We start from the raw sequence: 17,107 nt of genomic DNA on the forward strand, positions 1-17,107 counted from the left end.
GAAAAGAGGAGTACAATTTCTATCTGTTGATAGCTAACATGATTGGTAATAAGTGATTAGCTAATGACTAAAGAGCGGACATTGGGAGTGTCTCGCTCAGTAGTAAAGCAGTTAATTAAAATTTAAAGCTAAAAAGAGGAGAGAAAAATCATGAAAAACGTAATGAAAAAAGTAGCAGTATCTAGCATGTTGGCAGTTAGTTTAGGTGCAGTATCTTTGTTGAGTCCACTTGCATCTGGCAATGCAATGGCAGCATCTGGACAAGAGCGTAATAAAGATAGAGCCGAACAACAAGAAATGATTCAACAACAAGAAGCAGCACAAAAAGCATTTGAAGCAAAAGTTTTTGGAACTGAAACTACTGAAAATGCAGCAACTACAACACCAGCTCAACCAGCTACTGAGAACAACAATCAAGCAACAACCACAAAACCAGCAACGACTACAACTGAAACACCAGCTGCTGTAAATACAATCACAGTAAATGTTCAAGATGGTGACACACTGGCTTCTATTGCTGAAAAATATGGTGTAACTGTTGAAGAACTGGTTAAAATCAACAACCTAGTTAAAGTAGGTCAAGAACTGCAAGTACCGCAAACAAACACAAATAAATAATTATCATTATAAATGTATAATGAAATGTGTTTTTTAAACCAAGCGTTTGACTATAGTATACGGGAAGGCCTCTATTAAAACAATGCCTTTTTGAATAATTATTTGTGCAATAGCTTGTTTTTTTGGGCTGCAAATTTCCAATGGTGCATCTAGCTTGATTTCAGATAGCTTATAAGTTGAGATGATGTTAGGTCCATGAGATTTATGAATACCCACACTCCATGTGCGGAGCATTCGTATGGGCGCCGTTCCCCCGGATTTACAAGGTTTTCTTGATGTCATTCGGGGCACAGGTGAACATGAATTCTTCTGAGGATTGTTTCGCCCGGTTTTTTCCTCATCTTGAAATTTAATTTCTACATTTACTCATATTCATATATAGCTATTTTAATTGTATAATGAAGCGCTATTCCCTAAAATAACTGGAATGGCGCTTATTTTATTTTCATCTAAAGTATGGAGCGAAGTTTGACGATAAATAGACACATGCAATAGGTGGAGCAATAAGGATTTATTTGCTTCCTACATTCTTTATGTCATTGCATATAGATGTAGACAAACTTTTACGGATGGGTCATTCTCTCTTATACTTTTAATATGATAACCTATAAGATGTGCAATTGTGTAAAATCTGAAAATCTTTTTTTGAAATATTTGCTAGACGAGGCTCTTCATTATAAGTTAATGTAAGGATAAAAGTAATTAAAGATCGGAAATTGGAAAGGGGCGCTACAGTGGATGAATTTGGATAACTGTCCTCGCTGTGGAAAGCTGTTTATTAAGAACGTCAGGGGAATCTGTCAGAACTGTATTAAAGAAATTGAAATTGAATACGAACGCTGTGTCAAACATATACGTGAAAACAAGGGCATTCATATGCATGAGCTTTCAGAGGCTACTGAGGTATCCGTAAAGCAAATCACGACATTTATACGTGAGGGACGTATTTCCATTGCTAATGCGCCCAATATGACGTATCCTTGCGAGGTATGCGGGATACCGATTCGTGAAGGACATATGTGCGATTCTTGTCGAACACGTCTGACTAAAGACCTGCATCAGGCTGTACGCGAAAGTAGTAATCAGGATCAAGGTAATAATATGGGCTCAGGTACCTACAGCGCGATTGATAAACTTCGTGGAAAGTAGTACAGGGGAATTAAAAACGCATTCAGCTATTCAAAAAGTTTCAAATACCGCCGATAATCTTTATAGAGCTTATCGGTTTTTTTATTTTTAGCAACCATGCACAAAATAAAGAAGTGAGGCATAATTACGAACCATGTTCGACGCTATGTCGTCTGATACATTCTGACCATATCAAATAACTAAGGAAGGTGGAAGTTATGAAAATTAACGAGACCAACCGCATCGGAGCTATTAATCCATACCAACGAAATATTGAAACAGGGCGTCAAGAGGAGCTTAAGAAGTCTCGCCGCAAGGACGAGGTCTCGATTTCTCCGGAAGCGATGGAAATGCTGAACCGCAGCAGTGATGCAGACCGAGTTAAGAAAATTCAGGAGCTTAAGCAACAAGTAGCTTCTGGAACCTATCGTGTAGATGCCGATAAAATTGCAGAGAAGCTGTTACCTTACTTCAAGCAGTCTTCCGAAAGCTAGGTGAAGGATTATGCCTTTAGAGCGATTGATTGATGTGCTGGAGCAGCTTAGAGAGGCTCACGAGCAGTTGATTGCATTAGGAACTCAAAAAAAAGAAGCACTGATATCAAATAAGGTAGATCAGCTCATTTTAGTCATGAATCAGGAATCGAAGATGTCCAGACACATTGAACAGCTGGATGAACGGCGCCTGCAGGCAGCATATGAATTTTTGCAGGAACGTGGTATTAAGTCCAAGCTGAATCTCAATATTACGGAGTTGTCTCGTCTTGTGTTTGATGTAGAAGATAAGCAGCGCCTCCTTCACATTCAAAAAAATCTAGCGGATACGCTTGAAGAATTGAAAAATTTAAATGAGTTGAATCAACAGCTTATACAACAAGCGCTTTCCTATATTGATTTTTCCATTGAGAGTATGTCATATTATGCGGAATCTGAAGCGGTTTATCAGCGTCCAGCTGATAAGAGCACATCATCAGTACGAGCGGGACTATTTGATACACGCGCCTAATTGAAGGAGGAAAACATGGTCTCAACATTTCATGGTATAGAAACAGCGAAAAGAAGCTTAAACACACAAACAGCTGCATTAAATACAACCGGACACAATATCTCGAATGCCAACACAGCTGGTTACTCCAGACAAGTGGTTAGTATGAAGGCCTCGGAATCTATGGAAGCCTACGGTTTGAATCGTTCTGTTGTACGAGGTCAAATGGGTACAGGGGTTGAATTCACTGCTATTGAGCGCGTCCGTCAGACGTTTCTGGACGATCAGTATCGTAATGAAAACTCCTCTTTAGGTGGATGGAGTATCCGCTACGATACTCTGAATAAGCTCGAAACGATTATGAATGAGCCTTCTGACACAGGAATGCGCAAAGTAATGGATAATTTTTGGAATGCTTGGTCGGATTTGAGTCAGGATCCTCAGGACGTAACTAACCGTAAAATCGTAAAAGAGACTACGTTGGCTTTAACGGATGCGTTGAATCAGACAAGTAAGCAGCTTGACGCCCTAGATTCCGATTTAACCAATAATATTACTTTGAAGACAACAGAGATGAACTCCCTCTTACAATCTGTAGTTGATTTAAACGGGAATATTACCAAGTTGGAATCATTGGGAGATAATCCAAATGATTTGAGAGATCAGCGAGATTATGCGATCGATAAATTGTCCAAACTGGCTAATGTGCAGGTTACTCAACTAGATAACGGATATCAAGTAACAGTAGCTGGACAGATAGTTGTAACTGGTAGCGAACTTACTCCAGTAACTGCGGACGGTCTTCAGGCTGCTTTTACAGGTGGCACCTTGACTGGCGGCGAAGTTTACGGAATGGTATTATCACGTGACAGATATGTTACGGATTATAAAAATCAGATAAACCAATTGGCAAACACATTGGCCAACGGAAATATTGAAGTTACCCTTCCGAAAGGAACTGTGCTTCCAGAAGGAACGGTATTGAATACGGGACCCAATAATACAGCGGTTACCTACTCTAATGCTAATAATAACCGGACTTTAACAAACGATTTGAAGGTTACTGTCCAAGGTATCAATGGACTTCATCAGTTGGGCTATACAATTAGTGGGACAACTCCTACCAAAGGTGATGCCTTTTTTACCTCTAAAGACGGTGCCGCGATTACAGCTGGTAATATTACATTAAATCCTGATATACAAAGTGATCCTAATAAAATTGCGACCTCATTACGGGTAGATGGAGCAGGAACGACAGATGAGAAAGTAGTGCTCGGTAATAATGCGTTAGCTATGGCTATGGCTAACTTGAAAAATGTGAAATTCGATTTTGGGACTGCTCTATCAACTCCGACGTCAGTGGATGATTATTTTAGCTCTATTGTTGGACAACTTGGAGTACAGACTCAGGAGGCGGAACGTCAGTCACAGAACGCACAACTTTTGACAGAACAGGTGGATTTAAGTAGACAGTCTGTCAGCGGGGTGTCCCTGGATGAAGAGATGTCCAGCATGATCAAGTTTCAGCATGCTTATAGTGCGGCTTCTCGTTTTATGACGACATTCGATCAATTGCTGGACAAGCTGATTAATAGTACAGGCCGTGTAGGGCTCTAATTTAGATTAGTAGGAGGTAGTGTATGGCGATTCGAGTAACCTCGGGGATGATGAGTATGCAGACGCTCAGTAACCTTAATCGTAATTATAGCAATATGAGTAAAATGGAAAATCAGATTACAACTGGTCGCAAACTCAATAAACCCTCAGATGATCCAGTGGGTGTGACTTATGCTCTTCGCTACAGAGCTGAGTTGGCTTCTAATGAGCAATATTCCAGCAATGCTGATGCGGCCGTAAGCTGGTTAGATTTCACAGATTCTACGATGCAGCAGGCTGGAGATGTCATGAAACGGTTAAAAGAGCTGACGGTTCAAGCTTCAAGTGAAACTGTCCCCCAATCCGGATTGGATGCAATTAAGTTGGAAGTGGATCAGCTTAAGGAACAAATGACCAATATCGGAAATAGCCAAATTCGTGGTAAATATATCTTTAACGGTCAAAAATATGATCAGGCCCCTTACGAGCTGTCCGGTACTGTGACAAGTTATGATCAAATTGATGCGGATCAAGGCGCTGTGAATTATGCAATTGGAGATCAATCTACATTTCGGGTGAATACTTCTGGAAGTGAGTTTTTTGGAGCGTCAACGGATACGGATAACGTTTTTAAAATTATGGATAACTTGAGCGCAGCCTTGTCTAGTGGCAGCTATAGTGCTATTGCAGCTCAGTCCGCAAATGTTGAATCTCGTTTCATAAAAATGCAGGCTAGTCAGTCTGAGGTTGGGGCACGCACAAACCGTGTAGAACTGGTTCAATCCCGTCTTGATGACCGTAATCTGAATTTGACGACCTTGCAATCCAAAACTGAAGATGCCGATATTGCCAGCTTGATGATTCAGGCAACCTCTGCCCAAACTATTTATGAGGCAGCCTTGAAATCATCCGCTCAGATTATGCAGCCTTCTTTAATGGATTTTATGCGTTAATCTTTTGAATCTTTGACATTTGTATTGTAGAGCTATGGATAAAAATCCGTAGCTCTTTTGTTGATTTTTAAGGAGGATAAACAATGACCCCGAAATTAGATGAAAAAAGATGGCTTAATGAAGAATTGGTTTTTGCTTTTCCTAAGGGACTACCTGGTTTTGAGCATTTACGTGAATATAGGCTACAAGAGCATAATGAGCTATTTAGTATTTTGAGCGCTGTAGAAGAGGCGACAGTCACCTTTATTACGGTCAATCCTTTTGATTTTGTACCTGATTATGAGTTTGAACTATCTAGTGATGCGCTTGCAGATATCGGTGTAATAGATCGAGAGCAGATTGCAGTTCGTTGTATTGTGACTTGGCATAGTAATAAGGAGAAGATAACAGTCAATTTGCTAGCACCTTTAATTTTCAATGTGGAGAAGTCTATTGGCAAACAGATTGTTTTACAAAATACCGATTATACTACAAGAAGTGCGTTGTGGCAGAAGTTAAGACATAAAGAGCAGGGTGGTGAATCCTGATGCTTGTTTTATCTCGAAAAAAAGGTGAGTCTGTTGTTATCCATAATGATATTGTAATAACCGTGCTTTCCGTTGAAGGAGATAATGTAAAGATAGGTATATCAGCACCCAAAGATATAGATATTTATCGCAAAGAGATTTTTGATGCAATCCAGGATAACAATCAAAACGCAGTTATGAACCTTGAAGCTCTTAAGAATGCCATGTTGGAAATGGGAGAGGGAAGCAATACTTAGTAAAGAAATGAATATGGGCTGCTGATATTGGAAGAATACTAAAGAAAATTTTTAGAATGCTATAAACAATTCTGTGGGAAAGGTCGATATATAATATAGAACGGTAATTCTTCAGGGCGGCCGACCTGTGAAGACGTTCATACCACAAGGATGTGGGCATTAAACCATTTCAGGGAGGAAATTTACAATGATTATCAACCACAATATTCCGGCATTGAATACACACCGCAACATGGGTCTGAACACAAGTGCAACAAGTAAAAATATGGAGAAACTGTCTTCCGGTCTGCGCATTAACCGTGCTGCTGATGACGCTGCTGGCTTGTCCATCTCCGAATCCATGCGCGGTCAAATCCGTGGTCTGGAGCAAGCTCAACGTAACGCTCAAGATGGTATCTCCTTCGTACAAACTGCTGAGGGTGCAATGAACGAAGTATCCTCCATGCTGACTCGTATGAAAGAACTGAATGTTCAAAAATCGAGTGGTACTTACAGCTCCGCTGACAAAACAAACATCAACCAAGAGCTGGAGCAATTGGGTGACCAAATCGATGAAATTATGACTAAAACAACATTTAACGGTATTAGCATCACTAAAGGTGCAAATATTACTGTGAATGACAAAGCTACAAGTACAATTGCTATCGGAAGCATCAGTACTACTGGATTCAGTACGCTTGGTTCCAACACAACACTCGCTCAAGTTGAAACTGCTATTAAAAATGTTTCCTCCGAGCGCGCTAAATTGGGTGCTGTCCAAAACCGTCTGGAGTACACATCCAATAACATTGGTACTACTGTAGAAAACCTGACTGCTGCTGAATCCCGTATCCGTGATACAGATATGGCTAAAGAAATGGTTGCTTTGTCCAAAAACAACATCCTGCTGCAAGCTTCTCAATCGATGCTGGCACAAGCAAACTCTGCTCCACAAGGTATTTTGTCTGTACTTCGTTAATCTACACTTTTTCCTTAGAAGAGACCTTGATTTCCAAGGTCTCTTTTTTGTTATTCTCCTTCATAAACAACTCTTATTTTCCGATATAAAGAGTATTAGAAACTATAAAACGCTCTTGATGATGTTTCAGCACGTAGGGAGGGTGAATTTGTGGATAATAGTATTTCTGGTCTTGGTCCAGTGCCAGGACAGGCGAAGTTTATTTCGCCCAAGGGTAATGCAGATGAATCATCAATTACAGCCATAAATCAGCGAAACGTCAACCAATCCGTTGTTAAGCTGTCTGGGGAAGAAGAAAAGGCTCTCCAGCAGTTAGAAAAGGCGATTAGAGCTGTGCAGGGGCCGGAAAAGAAGTTTGAGATTTCCATTCACAAGGAGACCCACGCAATTATGGTTAAAGTTTTCGATAAACAGACAGGCGACTTAATTAGAGAAGTTCCTCGCGAAAAACTTCTTGATGTAGCTGCAAGTTTGATGGAAATAAACGGACTTATTATTGATAAAAAGGCTTAAAATTTAGGAGGGTTAACATGACAATGAGAATTAGCGGTTTGGCTTCGGGGATGGATATTGATTCAATGGTCAAAAAGTTAATGGCTACAGAAAGTATTCCATTGAATAAACTGAATCAGCAGAAGCAACAGACGGAGTGGAAGCGTGAAGGATATCGTCAAGTAAGCACAAAGTTAGTGAGTTTTAATGAAAAACTAACAAGTTACAGCTTAAGCAGCGCTATTGATTCAAAAAAAGCAACGGTTACAGGTGCCTCTAATGTGCTCACTGCAACAGCTACAGGAGCATCTGCAAATTCTGTATTAAATATAAAGGTTACAAATTTGGCGTCTGCTTCTAATGTTGTATCTTCTGGAGGGACGGTAAGCTCCACTCCAGGTTCAACAAAGTTATCAGATATATACACGGGTGCAGAGACGAGTATTATCGTTGGATCTGACACCATAAGTTTTACATCTGATGACACTATTGATTCATTGGTGTCCAAAATTAATAGAAGTACAAAAGCGGGAGTTACTGCTGTATATGATGCTTCCTCAGGAAAAATTTCATTGACCAATAAAGAAACTGGAAATAAAGACATTATATTAGGGGGAGAACTGCTCGAGCAAAGCTTTGGCTTGAAGTCGGCTAACGTAGTGAAAGGTAAAAATGCAGTTGTTGAAATTAATGGACTAGCAACAGAGCAGACATCAAACCGTTTCACAGTTAATGGTGTCGAGATCAGTTTGAATGGGACTACTCCAACTGGCCAGTCGACACAAATTGAAGTTTCACAGGATGTTGACACACTTGTGAATACGATTAAGTCTTTCGTGGATGCCTATAATGATACTTTGTCTACACTTAATCAAAAGACAAGCGAAGAGCGGTATCGTAAATTTTTACCGTTAACCACAGATCAAAAGAAAGATATGAGCGATGATGAAGTAAAGCTCTGGGAAAGTAAAGCCCAAAGCGGAATGTTAAAAAATGATTCCATTGTAGATAAAACAATTAGTGATATGAGATCGGCGATCATATCGGATGTAGTTCTTCCAAACGGAGAAAAGGTGAATTTAGCTCAGTTTGGTATTACAACCGGTGGATATAGTGAGAAAGGGAAGCTGTATGTGGATGAGAAAAAGCTACGCACAGCTCTTGAAACTACGCCAGAGAAAGTGACCGCATTATTTGGACAAGTTGATACGTCTTCTACCAAAAATTATACGTCAACAGACGGCATTTTCAGTCGGTTAAAGAAAACGGATCAAGTATCTCTGCAAAGCTTGGCGGATAAGGCGGGAACATCCAAAATTAGCAGCGATCTTTCTGCTGCGTTTCAACTAAAGAGTGAAATGGGCGATCAATTAACAGCTTATGAAAAGCGAATTGATGCCTTACAAGACAGATTGACGATGATTGAAAACCGCTATTATCAACAGTTCACAGCTATGGAGACGGCCATGAATAAATACAATAGTACCTCGTCAAGTCTTTCAAGTATGTTTTCTTAATGAATTAATTCTTATTTAAAGGAGAGATCAAGCTTTGATTAATTCACCTTATCAAAAATATCAACAAACTCAATTGCAAACGGCTTCTCCGGCTCAATTACTATTGATGCTTTATGATGGTGCTATTCGTTTTGTTCGTATGGGGATATCTGGTATTGAGGAATCGAATTACGAAAAATCAAATATAAATTTGTGTAAAGCACAAGCTGTTATTAATGAACTGATTGCCGCTCTTAACTATGATTATCCAATTGCTAAGACACTTTTTCAGGTGTATGAATACATGTTGCACCGATTGATTAACGCTAATTTGAAAAAGGATAAAACGCCAGCCAACGAAGTTTTATCTTATTTGTTAGATTTAAGAGAGGCTTGGGAAGAAGCTGGGAAATCATTTAGTCTTGGCATGGAGCAGGCTTAATGGACACTATTCATCTCGAAATACAAAAATTAGAATGTAGTGTTTTAGAGATAGTGGATAAAATTGATCTTGTACAATTTGAAGAATTGGTTGCTTTTACTGATAAAAGAGAAAGATTGGTTGAGAATATTATGAAGTTGAAAGATGTTCTTACCCAGGAGGAAAAAGAAAAGTTAAAGGAATTAGGCAAGTTTGATGCAAGTATCCTAATGAAAATGAATCGACTGAAAATAGAAGCAAGCCAATGGCTTCTTAAGCAAGGGACTATTCAAGAACAGAAATCAGCATACAATGCAAGTTATACGCCGGACAGCTTGTTTTTTGATCGTAAGAATTAACAAATAAGGTTGGTAGAGTAATGAAGAGACTTAGTGTATGTATGATTGTTAAGGATGAAGAGGCCTTGTTGGCACGTTGTTTGGATAGTATAAAAACTATTGCTGATGAAATTGTCATCGTCGATACAGGCTCTGCAGACAGAACAAAAGAGGTTGCACAAGAATATACCCATCTAATCTTTGACTATAAATGGTCAAATGATTTTGCTGCAGCACGGAATGAGTCCATTCGGCATGCCACTGGGAAATGGATTTTAGTGATGGATGCTGATGAATATCTGTCGGTAGATGACTATAATGAATGGATTCATTTTCTTGATAGAGAGATACCTGTGGAAAATTTGGCATATACACTGCCTATTATCAATTTTACGGGGGAAAAAGAGTTTCAGGATGAAATAACTACCTCCCCCGTAACGCGGTTGTTTCCTAATTATAAAGGCATATTTTTTGAAAGGCCGATCCACGAGCAGTTGACTAGGGGCCCATCAAAAGAGTTATTTCATAAAAAGTTGGAATTAAATATATATCATACAGGCTATCAGGAACAACGAGTTGTTGAAAAGAATAAACATGAGCGTAATATGTCCATTTTTAATAAAATGAAGAAGCACCAAAACATGAGTGAATATGACTGGTTTACATTGGGAAACCAATATCGTTACGCTAAAAATGAAGTTGAAGCCACGGATTGCTACGAGCGTGCTCTTAAAGGGACTAGTTCTAAAGTAGCTTGGTACCCGCATTGTTTAATTGGGCTTATAAGTTTGTATTATAAACAGGATAGGCTCCATTTATCGTGGAGATGGACTGAAGATAAGTTATCCTTATTCAAGGATTATTCAGAATACTATGCAATTAAAGGAATCCATTATGAAACTTTGGGTTTTTTTGAACAAGCGATTTCCTGTTATTTAAAAGCGATAAGTATAGCTGAAGAGAGAGCTGCTAACCAAAAAGAGTTTTGGTTGGTGGATCCAATGTATAGCTTTGAAACCCCGGTCCAGCAGTTGATATCTTTATATTTCCGTTTAAATGATAATCAGCAGGCAATCTATTGGCTCTCCATACTTCTGAAAAAAAACAATAAGCATCCCAGAGTTTTACTGCGTTTGATCGAATGGCTCTGTCAAAACGAAAGTGAGAACACCATCATTGAATTTCTTAATCAGCACTTCAATGTGGAAGAAAAATCAGATATTATGTTGATCTACAAAGTTTCACTGGCATTAGGGCGGAACCAAATGGAATCGTATTATCTCAGTTTTTTGAAAGATGATGACTCCCTAACTAGTTCAGATCACATACGAATCGCTGTGATGAAGCAGGATAAAGAAAGCTGGGAAGAAGCCTGCTCTGCTGTGAAAAAGGTAACTGAGGGAGATAAGCAACAATTATGGATACAAACTATACTTGGTTCCTTAATATGGAGTGATACTAGATTCCTAAATAGTAACTATTTTGGTGAGGATGAAGATATCCAGAATGTGAATGTATTGATTTCTCAGATTATTAAGGGAGAGCAAATTGATGATTCACAAATGCTAATAGAATATTCGGGCTCGTTATTTTTGGTAGCCAAACAGCTCTTTCTCATAAAGAATTATGAACTTTTTGATAACTTTGTACAGGCTATAAAAAGCGCAGAGCTTATCAATATGTTGGCTAATTATTTTTATGGTTTAAATTTGATTGAAATGGCTATGAACTATTACTCAGTCCTACTAGTGGAACGACAATTAGATGCCACAAGCCTGGAAAATTTGGCTTTTTATCATCTCAATCATGGACATTATGATGAAGCCAAAGAATTTCTTGAAGAGCTTGTAGAATTGCAACCTAAAGCTAGACATCTGTACTACTTCTTGATTCGTAGCGCAGGACAGCACGACAAGAAGTTGTATATTGATAAATTTATCTCTGAATTTCCTGACTTTTCGAGCATTTCTTTTGTTAGAGAATTCATAAATTAAGGATTTAAACAGACAGCGCGTACCTATTCTTCATAGGTACGCGCTGTCTGTTTAAAGGGTGAACTGATACTAAATGGAGTTTTGCAGACTGTCTTTGATTGAAGTCGTAGAAATATCGGGTGTACGTGCTAAATAAATAACTTCGCAATAAGCTTTTAAATCGTCGAATTTTCCCTTCCAATCATCGCCCATTACAAAAGTATGGATATGAAGGTTTGAAATATCAGATGCTTTTTGCTCCCAACAGTGTTCCGGGATAACAGCATCTACATACTTGATAGCTTCAAGCATCATTTTTCGTTTATGATAAGGAAAATAAGCTGCCTTCCCTTTAATTGTATTGAATTCATCTGTAGAAAGGGCTACGGTGAGGTGATCACCAAGGGCGCGGGCTCTTTGAAATAAAAGAATGTGACCATAGTGAAGTAGATCGAACGTTCCATATGTGATTACTTTTCTCAAGGTTTCCCCCCCTTTTATGAACCAGAAGATAGTTTCGTAAGCTTTTCAAGAAGTAGTGAAGTCAACTTGGGTTGAGTGCTTTGGTCTAGCGCCTTTTGGTAATGTATCAGAGCAGAAGTCTTATCTCCTATCCACTCATATACATATCCCATATTATAAATTAGATCTTCGTCCCACGGGAACTGCCGATGTCCTATTTCAAAAGTTTCTATTGCTTCTTGTGGATTGTTATTTAACAAGTGGAGCATACCATTCATTGCATAGATTTCTGAGTCCGCAGCATTGTCTTCGAGATACTGCTGTATAGCTTGATTGGCTTGTGCTATCTGGCCAAGTTCGATCATATCGTTTATTTTGGCTTTAATTTGGTTTTGTAACTGTTTATGTTTATGAAAGATTTCTCTGTTTTGTTGAATGACCTCACGATGCTCCTCAATATATTGATCAATTAGCTCCCATATACGTGATGCCGAATGATGATCTTGGTATTTGTGACACAATGTCAAGATGGTGTTTCTTTCTTGCTTGTACCAGTCTGGTTCAGTCAGAAAACGACTTATAGTATTCTGCAATTCATGCTGGGTAGTTGCTTTTGGCCCTGGAGCCCAAAAGTCGTAAGGTTCAAATAGGAAACCTCGATTTCCTTTGTATTCCTCCAAATCTGTTGGTAAGAACAAAATCGGACGCTCCAGCAAGAGATAATCAATATAGACAGAAGAATAATCAGTAATGAGTATATCGGCAGAGCCTAGAATATCGTAGAGGTCGACACCATTTTGTGATAGCAGGTTGTCATTCAAAATAACAATATGCTCAGATGAAAGAGCATTTAATTCTTCTGTAAAATATTTTTCCTCAAAAGGGTGTAGCTTTACAATAAGTGTTATATTGTTTTCTTTTAAAAACTCTATAAAATTTTGTTGATACATTTCAGAAAAACCAAAAATATTACTGAAATTTTTCCCTCCTTCGAGTTTATCAGGAGTTACAAAGGATTTGCGAAATGTTGGCATGAAGAATATGACAGAACCAGTGTCTATGTTGATTTTAGGGAAAAGCTTTTTTAAATTTTTTTTAGAGTGGGGGGAGAACAAAGCGTCATTTCTAGGTAGTCCCGTGATTCGATATTGGCTGATGTTCCCTCCATTACAAGCGTTCATGGCTGTATTATAGAGAGAAGAGTAGGACATAATCATATCCATTTTGGCCCAATGCTCATGAATATGTGTGTCTGAAATTTCTTCTTGTTTATCCATTTTAGCCATACCCTTTAGTGGAAATCCATGCCACATGTCTATGTTGATCTTGCTGTAATCAGAAGAATACTCACCATGTGTTGTAATATACACGTCACTATGGTCAATATATCGGTTATATAATGCCTGTCTATCTGTTAAAAGTTCAATTTCATATTTGGCAAGCATTTCTTTGGTAGCGGCATGATAAAGATAATAGTTATTAGAACCTGAGGATGACAGGTGAAACATAGTAATTTTAATTTTATCCATATAAATATTGGGTCCCTTCTTATGGCGATTTTTAGACCTTTATATTATTTATCGGTTAGAAAGCGGTGTGCATAAAGCTATTATATATTGGAAAAACATTCATTCTACATATTTGTTAAGAAGACTCTTGAGATGTGAAGTGAAAACCGATAATAAGTTTATACGAGCAGATTTGGTTTTTACATTTCAAAGTTAAAGAGGATCACATATGAAACCTACTATTTCTTTAGTCATGATTGTCAAAAATGAGGCTAGAACTCTAAAACGTTGTTTGGAGAGCGCAGTGAAATATGTGAATGAAATTGTTATTGTTGATACAGGTTCGACGGACAATACTAAACATATCGCTCAAGAATTCGACGCTAAAATTATAGACTATGTATGGAAGAATGACTTCGCAGATGCAAGAAATTTTGCCCTGGAACATTCCTCGGGAGACTGGAATTTAATATTAGATGCCGACGAATATATATCTAATGACTGCCAAGAGATTATTTTTGAATTTATTACCCGAAATAAACATTCAATAGGCAAAGTAAAGAGAATTGATAAATTTATGGGAACAGATGGAGTTAATTATGAGCAAATATACATATCGAGGATATTTCCTGCTCAATGCAGATATAAGGGGAAAATACATGAGCAGATCGAGTCTGATCTTCCACGAATACAACTGGGGATAGAAGTTCAGCATGATGGTTATTTTCAACAAACAAAAAGTAACCGAAATATACCTATCTTAAAATTAGCTATTGAAGAAAATCCGAATGATCCTTATTATCACTTCCACCTTGCTAAAGAATATCGTGGATTGGAGGATCATCATCAAGCCCTTATTCATCTAAAACGAGCCTATACATCCATGACCGGGCTTGAAGGATATGCTCCTAACATTATTGTTAATCTTTTGTATGCAATGATTGCAACGAGCCACTTGGAAGAGGGACTGTCGCTGATTCAGAATCATCAGGATTTTTTGTCTAATAATGCGGATTTTTATTTTGTATCTGCTTTGTATCTTCTTGAGCTTATTTTAAGTAATCCCGAGGAATATAGCGGATTAATCTCTTCAATAGAGCGATATTATAAGAAGGCGTTGGAAATTGGGGAGACAGGGAATGAAGGAAGTGTACTGGGCGCTGGAAGTTTTGCAGCTCACCATAATCTAGGCGTGTTCTATGAAGTCATAGGTGATTTGGTAAAAGCAAAAGAGCAATATATGGAGGCATCAACTTATAGTTATGAGCCTTCTATAGCACGATTGAGAGAGTTTAGAAAGGAAGAATTTTAAAAAAGAATAGAGGAGTTTAGCCAATGTGGAAAACAAGTATTATTTTATCCTGTGCAAGTGAAGATTTTGAATATATGAGAGCATCATTAGAAAGTATACGTAGATTTACAGAACGTGGAACATATCAATTGATTATAGTTGAACATGGAAGTTCAGCATTAGTAAGAGACTGGCTGGTAGAACAGACAGATGTAATTACTTTATTTCATAATGAACTCCTATCTCAAGCTCAAGCATGGAATTCTGGTTTAAATGTAGCTACTGGGGACAATGTGCTTTTTTTGCATAGCGATACCTTGGTAACAGAAAACTGGTTAACTTATATGATTCAATCCCTATATCAGGATGATAGTGTTGCGGGAGTGGGGCCACTTACAAACTATGCTGAGGGAACACAGGCCACAGAGATTCAATTTTCTTCTATTGAGGATTTACTATACTTCGCAAAGAAGAACGGGCGTAGTTTTAGGCAGGAACAAAGGTTGACTCTGGCAAATTTTTGCTTGCTTTTCAAAAAAGAAGCCATTGAACAAATAGGGAATTTTAACGAAAAACTAAGCGGACAAGCACTAGGAATCGATTATTCCTTAAGAGCGGTAAAAGCAGGTTTTAAACTTATACTTACTAAACATGTTTTTATCCACCATTATGGAGAAAAAGATAACAAAGAATCGAATAGTAATGAATTTAAGCAGATTTGGGGATTTGACGCTTCCCTAACTCAGCAAAAAACGATTCTCCAGTCATCCATACAAGCAGAACTTGATGGACAATTTCGAGTTTTACAAGTTGGAAGTGGCTGTGGGGCAACACTTCTCAGTTTAAAACAAAATTATCCTAATGCATCTGTTTTTGGAGTTGAAAGTAATAGAAGTGTTATAGAAATAAGTAAAGAACTGCAACTGATCACTAAAGAAAGCTTAGAAGCTTATGTAAATGAAAAGCAATCCTTTGATTATATTATCTTAAATGCAATAGATGACTTGGAAAACACATTATATGGTTGCTATACATTGTTGAAAGATGGTGGTAAATTAATTGCAAATTTCCCCAATATACATCATTATTCTACAATTATAAGTTTGCTTAAAGGAGAGGACTTGCCTTACGGATTTTTGACTAATTGGACTATTAATACACTGCCAGCACTTTTTGAACAGGTAGGATTTGACGAGCTCAAAATCGACTATAAAAATAAAGAGATGGAGCAACCGACCGTAAGGTTTATGAATGAATTACAAAGATTGGTTGATCATGAATTGTCAGCTTATTTTAATGTTGAACAATTCCTTATCACCGCTTCGAAAGAAATAGGACATAAAGTCCTACATGAATTATTCAATCAATTATTTCAAACGTTATCAGACGAAGTGTTGGAGGAAATATTGCAGTATTCTACAGGGAAAATTATTAAGGCCGCTAAGGAATATGATGGCCCTGTTGTACCTCTATTGAATTATTTGGCAATCACGAATTATGAGAGAAATAGACTAGATCAAATATTTCCTTTGCTGAATACAGCATATGAGATGAACCCGGATGATCCTACAACACTTTTTAATTTGGGAACAGTATATTATGGTCTGGGAAAGGATAAAGACGCATTAAATTGGTTATTGAAATTACCTGAAAAGACTGAACAAGTAGAAAATTGGATATACGAGCTTGAAGAGATAGTATCTTTGAAACATGAGTCTATAAAATGGCTTACATTTTTGTTATTAAGGATAGAACAAAATGTTCAACGAGAAGAATCTTTAACGGAACTTACGACGTTGATTGATTCTCAAAAAATACATGCAAATCAAATTTTAAACGTAATAATTGAGAATATAATAGATAAGGCTAATACTGTTAATATATTGATAAATCATATGTATGAGCGCAATCATTATGAGTTAGTGATAGATCTACTAAAACTTTCACTTAACTATCAAGAAAATCGTGACGACACTTTATTTCTAATAGCTAATATGTTGTTTAAACTAGAGCATTATCCAGATGCTTTGGAGTATCTCGACAAGATTGTCAATCGTACTGAGAGGGTTTCAAGGTTAATTAAAAACATAAAAATAAAATCTCATTAATTCTGTATGGATGTGATA

At 37.8% G+C, this 17,107-nt stretch carries 18 protein-coding genes; 16 read left to right on the top strand and 2 right to left on the bottom strand.

Annotated elements, in window-relative coordinates; translation table 11 throughout:
* Positions 1 to 150 precede the first annotated feature (150 nt).
* The 14 genes from AC5ELV_RS11760 to AC5ELV_RS11825 all read left to right on the top strand — a co-directional run bounded on the left by AC5ELV_RS11760 (position 151) and on the right by AC5ELV_RS11825 (position 11,741).
* On the top strand, positions 151 to 618 hold the full coding sequence (locus AC5ELV_RS11760; RefSeq protein WP_493430330.1) for a LysM peptidoglycan-binding domain-containing protein: 468 nt from the start codon (positions 151 to 153) through the stop codon (positions 616 to 618).
* A gap of 738 nt (positions 619 to 1,356) precedes the next feature.
* The gene (locus AC5ELV_RS11765) at positions 1,357 to 1,767 is read left to right on the top strand and encodes a TIGR03826 family flagellar region protein (RefSeq protein WP_493430331.1); all 411 of its coding nucleotides are present in this window, start codon (positions 1,357 to 1,359) and stop codon (positions 1,765 to 1,767) included.
* Positions 1,768 to 1,964: 197 nt separating this feature from the next.
* Positions 1,965 to 2,240 (top strand): flagellar biosynthesis anti-sigma factor FlgM, encoded by a 276-nt coding sequence (gene flgM / locus AC5ELV_RS11770; RefSeq protein ID WP_039271505.1) that lies wholly within the window; start codon positions 1,965 to 1,967, stop codon positions 2,238 to 2,240.
* 10 nt (positions 2,241 to 2,250) lie between these two features.
* Positions 2,251 to 2,751, top strand: a complete 501-nt coding sequence (locus AC5ELV_RS11775; RefSeq protein WP_039271503.1) for a flagellar protein FlgN — start codon at positions 2,251 to 2,253, stop codon at positions 2,749 to 2,751.
* 15 nt (positions 2,752 to 2,766) lie between these two features.
* Complete coding sequence (flgK, locus tag AC5ELV_RS11780) at positions 2,767 to 4,347, top strand: flagellar hook-associated protein FlgK (RefSeq protein WP_493430332.1); 1,581 nt, start codon at positions 2,767 to 2,769, stop codon at positions 4,345 to 4,347.
* A 23-nt stretch (positions 4,348 to 4,370) separates the two neighbouring features.
* Positions 4,371 to 5,279, top strand: coding sequence for a flagellar hook-associated protein FlgL (gene flgL / locus AC5ELV_RS11785; protein WP_069009989.1), 909 nt, complete (start codon positions 4,371 to 4,373; stop codon positions 5,277 to 5,279).
* Between the two features lie 83 nt (positions 5,280 to 5,362).
* Entirely contained in the window at positions 5,363 to 5,806 is a 444-nt protein-coding gene (locus tag AC5ELV_RS11790; RefSeq protein WP_069009988.1) for a flagellar assembly protein FliW, read from the top strand.
* A complete protein-coding gene (gene csrA, locus AC5ELV_RS11795; protein ID WP_493430333.1) occupies positions 5,806 to 6,042 on the top strand; it encodes a carbon storage regulator CsrA in 237 nt (78 codons plus the stop codon). Before AC5ELV_RS11790 ends, csrA begins: the two co-directional genes overlap by 1 nt.
* 187 nt (positions 6,043 to 6,229) lie before the next feature.
* Positions 6,230 to 7,000, top strand: a complete 771-nt coding sequence (locus AC5ELV_RS11800) for a flagellin N-terminal helical domain-containing protein (protein WP_023990669.1) — start codon at positions 6,230 to 6,232, stop codon at positions 6,998 to 7,000.
* A gap of 150 nt (positions 7,001 to 7,150) precedes the next feature.
* Positions 7,151 to 7,513, top strand: coding sequence for a flagellar protein FlaG (locus AC5ELV_RS11805; protein ID WP_493430334.1), 363 nt, complete (start codon positions 7,151 to 7,153; stop codon positions 7,511 to 7,513).
* 17 nt (positions 7,514 to 7,530) lie between these two features.
* Positions 7,531 to 9,009: a flagellar filament capping protein FliD gene (gene fliD / locus AC5ELV_RS11810; protein ID WP_493430335.1), complete on the top strand. Its 1,479-nt coding sequence runs from the start codon at positions 7,531 to 7,533 to the stop codon at positions 9,007 to 9,009.
* A 34-nt stretch (positions 9,010 to 9,043) separates the two neighbouring features.
* Positions 9,044 to 9,430 (top strand): flagellar export chaperone FliS, encoded by a 387-nt coding sequence (gene fliS, locus AC5ELV_RS11815; protein ID WP_493430336.1) that lies wholly within the window; start codon positions 9,044 to 9,046, stop codon positions 9,428 to 9,430.
* The gene (locus tag AC5ELV_RS11820; protein WP_493430337.1) at positions 9,430 to 9,768 is read left to right on the top strand and encodes a hypothetical protein; all 339 of its coding nucleotides are present in this window, start codon (positions 9,430 to 9,432) and stop codon (positions 9,766 to 9,768) included. Before fliS ends, AC5ELV_RS11820 begins: the two co-directional genes overlap by 1 nt.
* Before the next feature lie 20 nt (positions 9,769 to 9,788).
* Positions 9,789 to 11,741 (top strand): glycosyltransferase, encoded by a 1,953-nt coding sequence (locus AC5ELV_RS11825; RefSeq protein WP_493430338.1) that lies wholly within the window; start codon positions 9,789 to 9,791, stop codon positions 11,739 to 11,741.
* A gap of 69 nt (positions 11,742 to 11,810) precedes the next feature.
* Here AC5ELV_RS11825 and tagD read toward each other — a convergent pair whose 3' ends face one another.
* Together tagD and AC5ELV_RS11835 are read right to left on the bottom strand one after the other, a co-directional pair.
* Complete coding sequence (gene tagD, locus AC5ELV_RS11830) at positions 11,811 to 12,203, bottom strand: glycerol-3-phosphate cytidylyltransferase (RefSeq protein ID WP_493430339.1); 393 nt, start codon at positions 12,201 to 12,203, stop codon at positions 11,811 to 11,813.
* 14 nt (positions 12,204 to 12,217) lie between these two features.
* Entirely contained in the window at positions 12,218 to 13,711 is a 1,494-nt protein-coding gene (locus AC5ELV_RS11835) for a CDP-glycerol glycerophosphotransferase family protein (RefSeq protein ID WP_493430340.1), read from the bottom strand.
* A 208-nt stretch (positions 13,712 to 13,919) separates the two neighbouring features.
* Between AC5ELV_RS11835 and AC5ELV_RS11840 the strand changes: the two genes are divergently transcribed.
* Together AC5ELV_RS11840 and AC5ELV_RS11845 are read left to right on the top strand one after the other, a co-directional pair.
* Positions 13,920 to 15,002 (top strand): glycosyltransferase, encoded by a 1,083-nt coding sequence (locus AC5ELV_RS11840; RefSeq protein WP_493430341.1) that lies wholly within the window; start codon positions 13,920 to 13,922, stop codon positions 15,000 to 15,002.
* Positions 15,003 to 15,025: 23 nt separating this feature from the next.
* Positions 15,026 to 17,089: a glycosyltransferase gene (locus AC5ELV_RS11845; RefSeq protein WP_493430342.1), complete on the top strand. Its 2,064-nt coding sequence runs from the start codon at positions 15,026 to 15,028 to the stop codon at positions 17,087 to 17,089.
* The last annotated feature ends 18 nt before the right edge of the window (positions 17,090 to 17,107 follow it).

This window comes from Paenibacillus sp. NMA1017, from assembly GCF_058895805.1.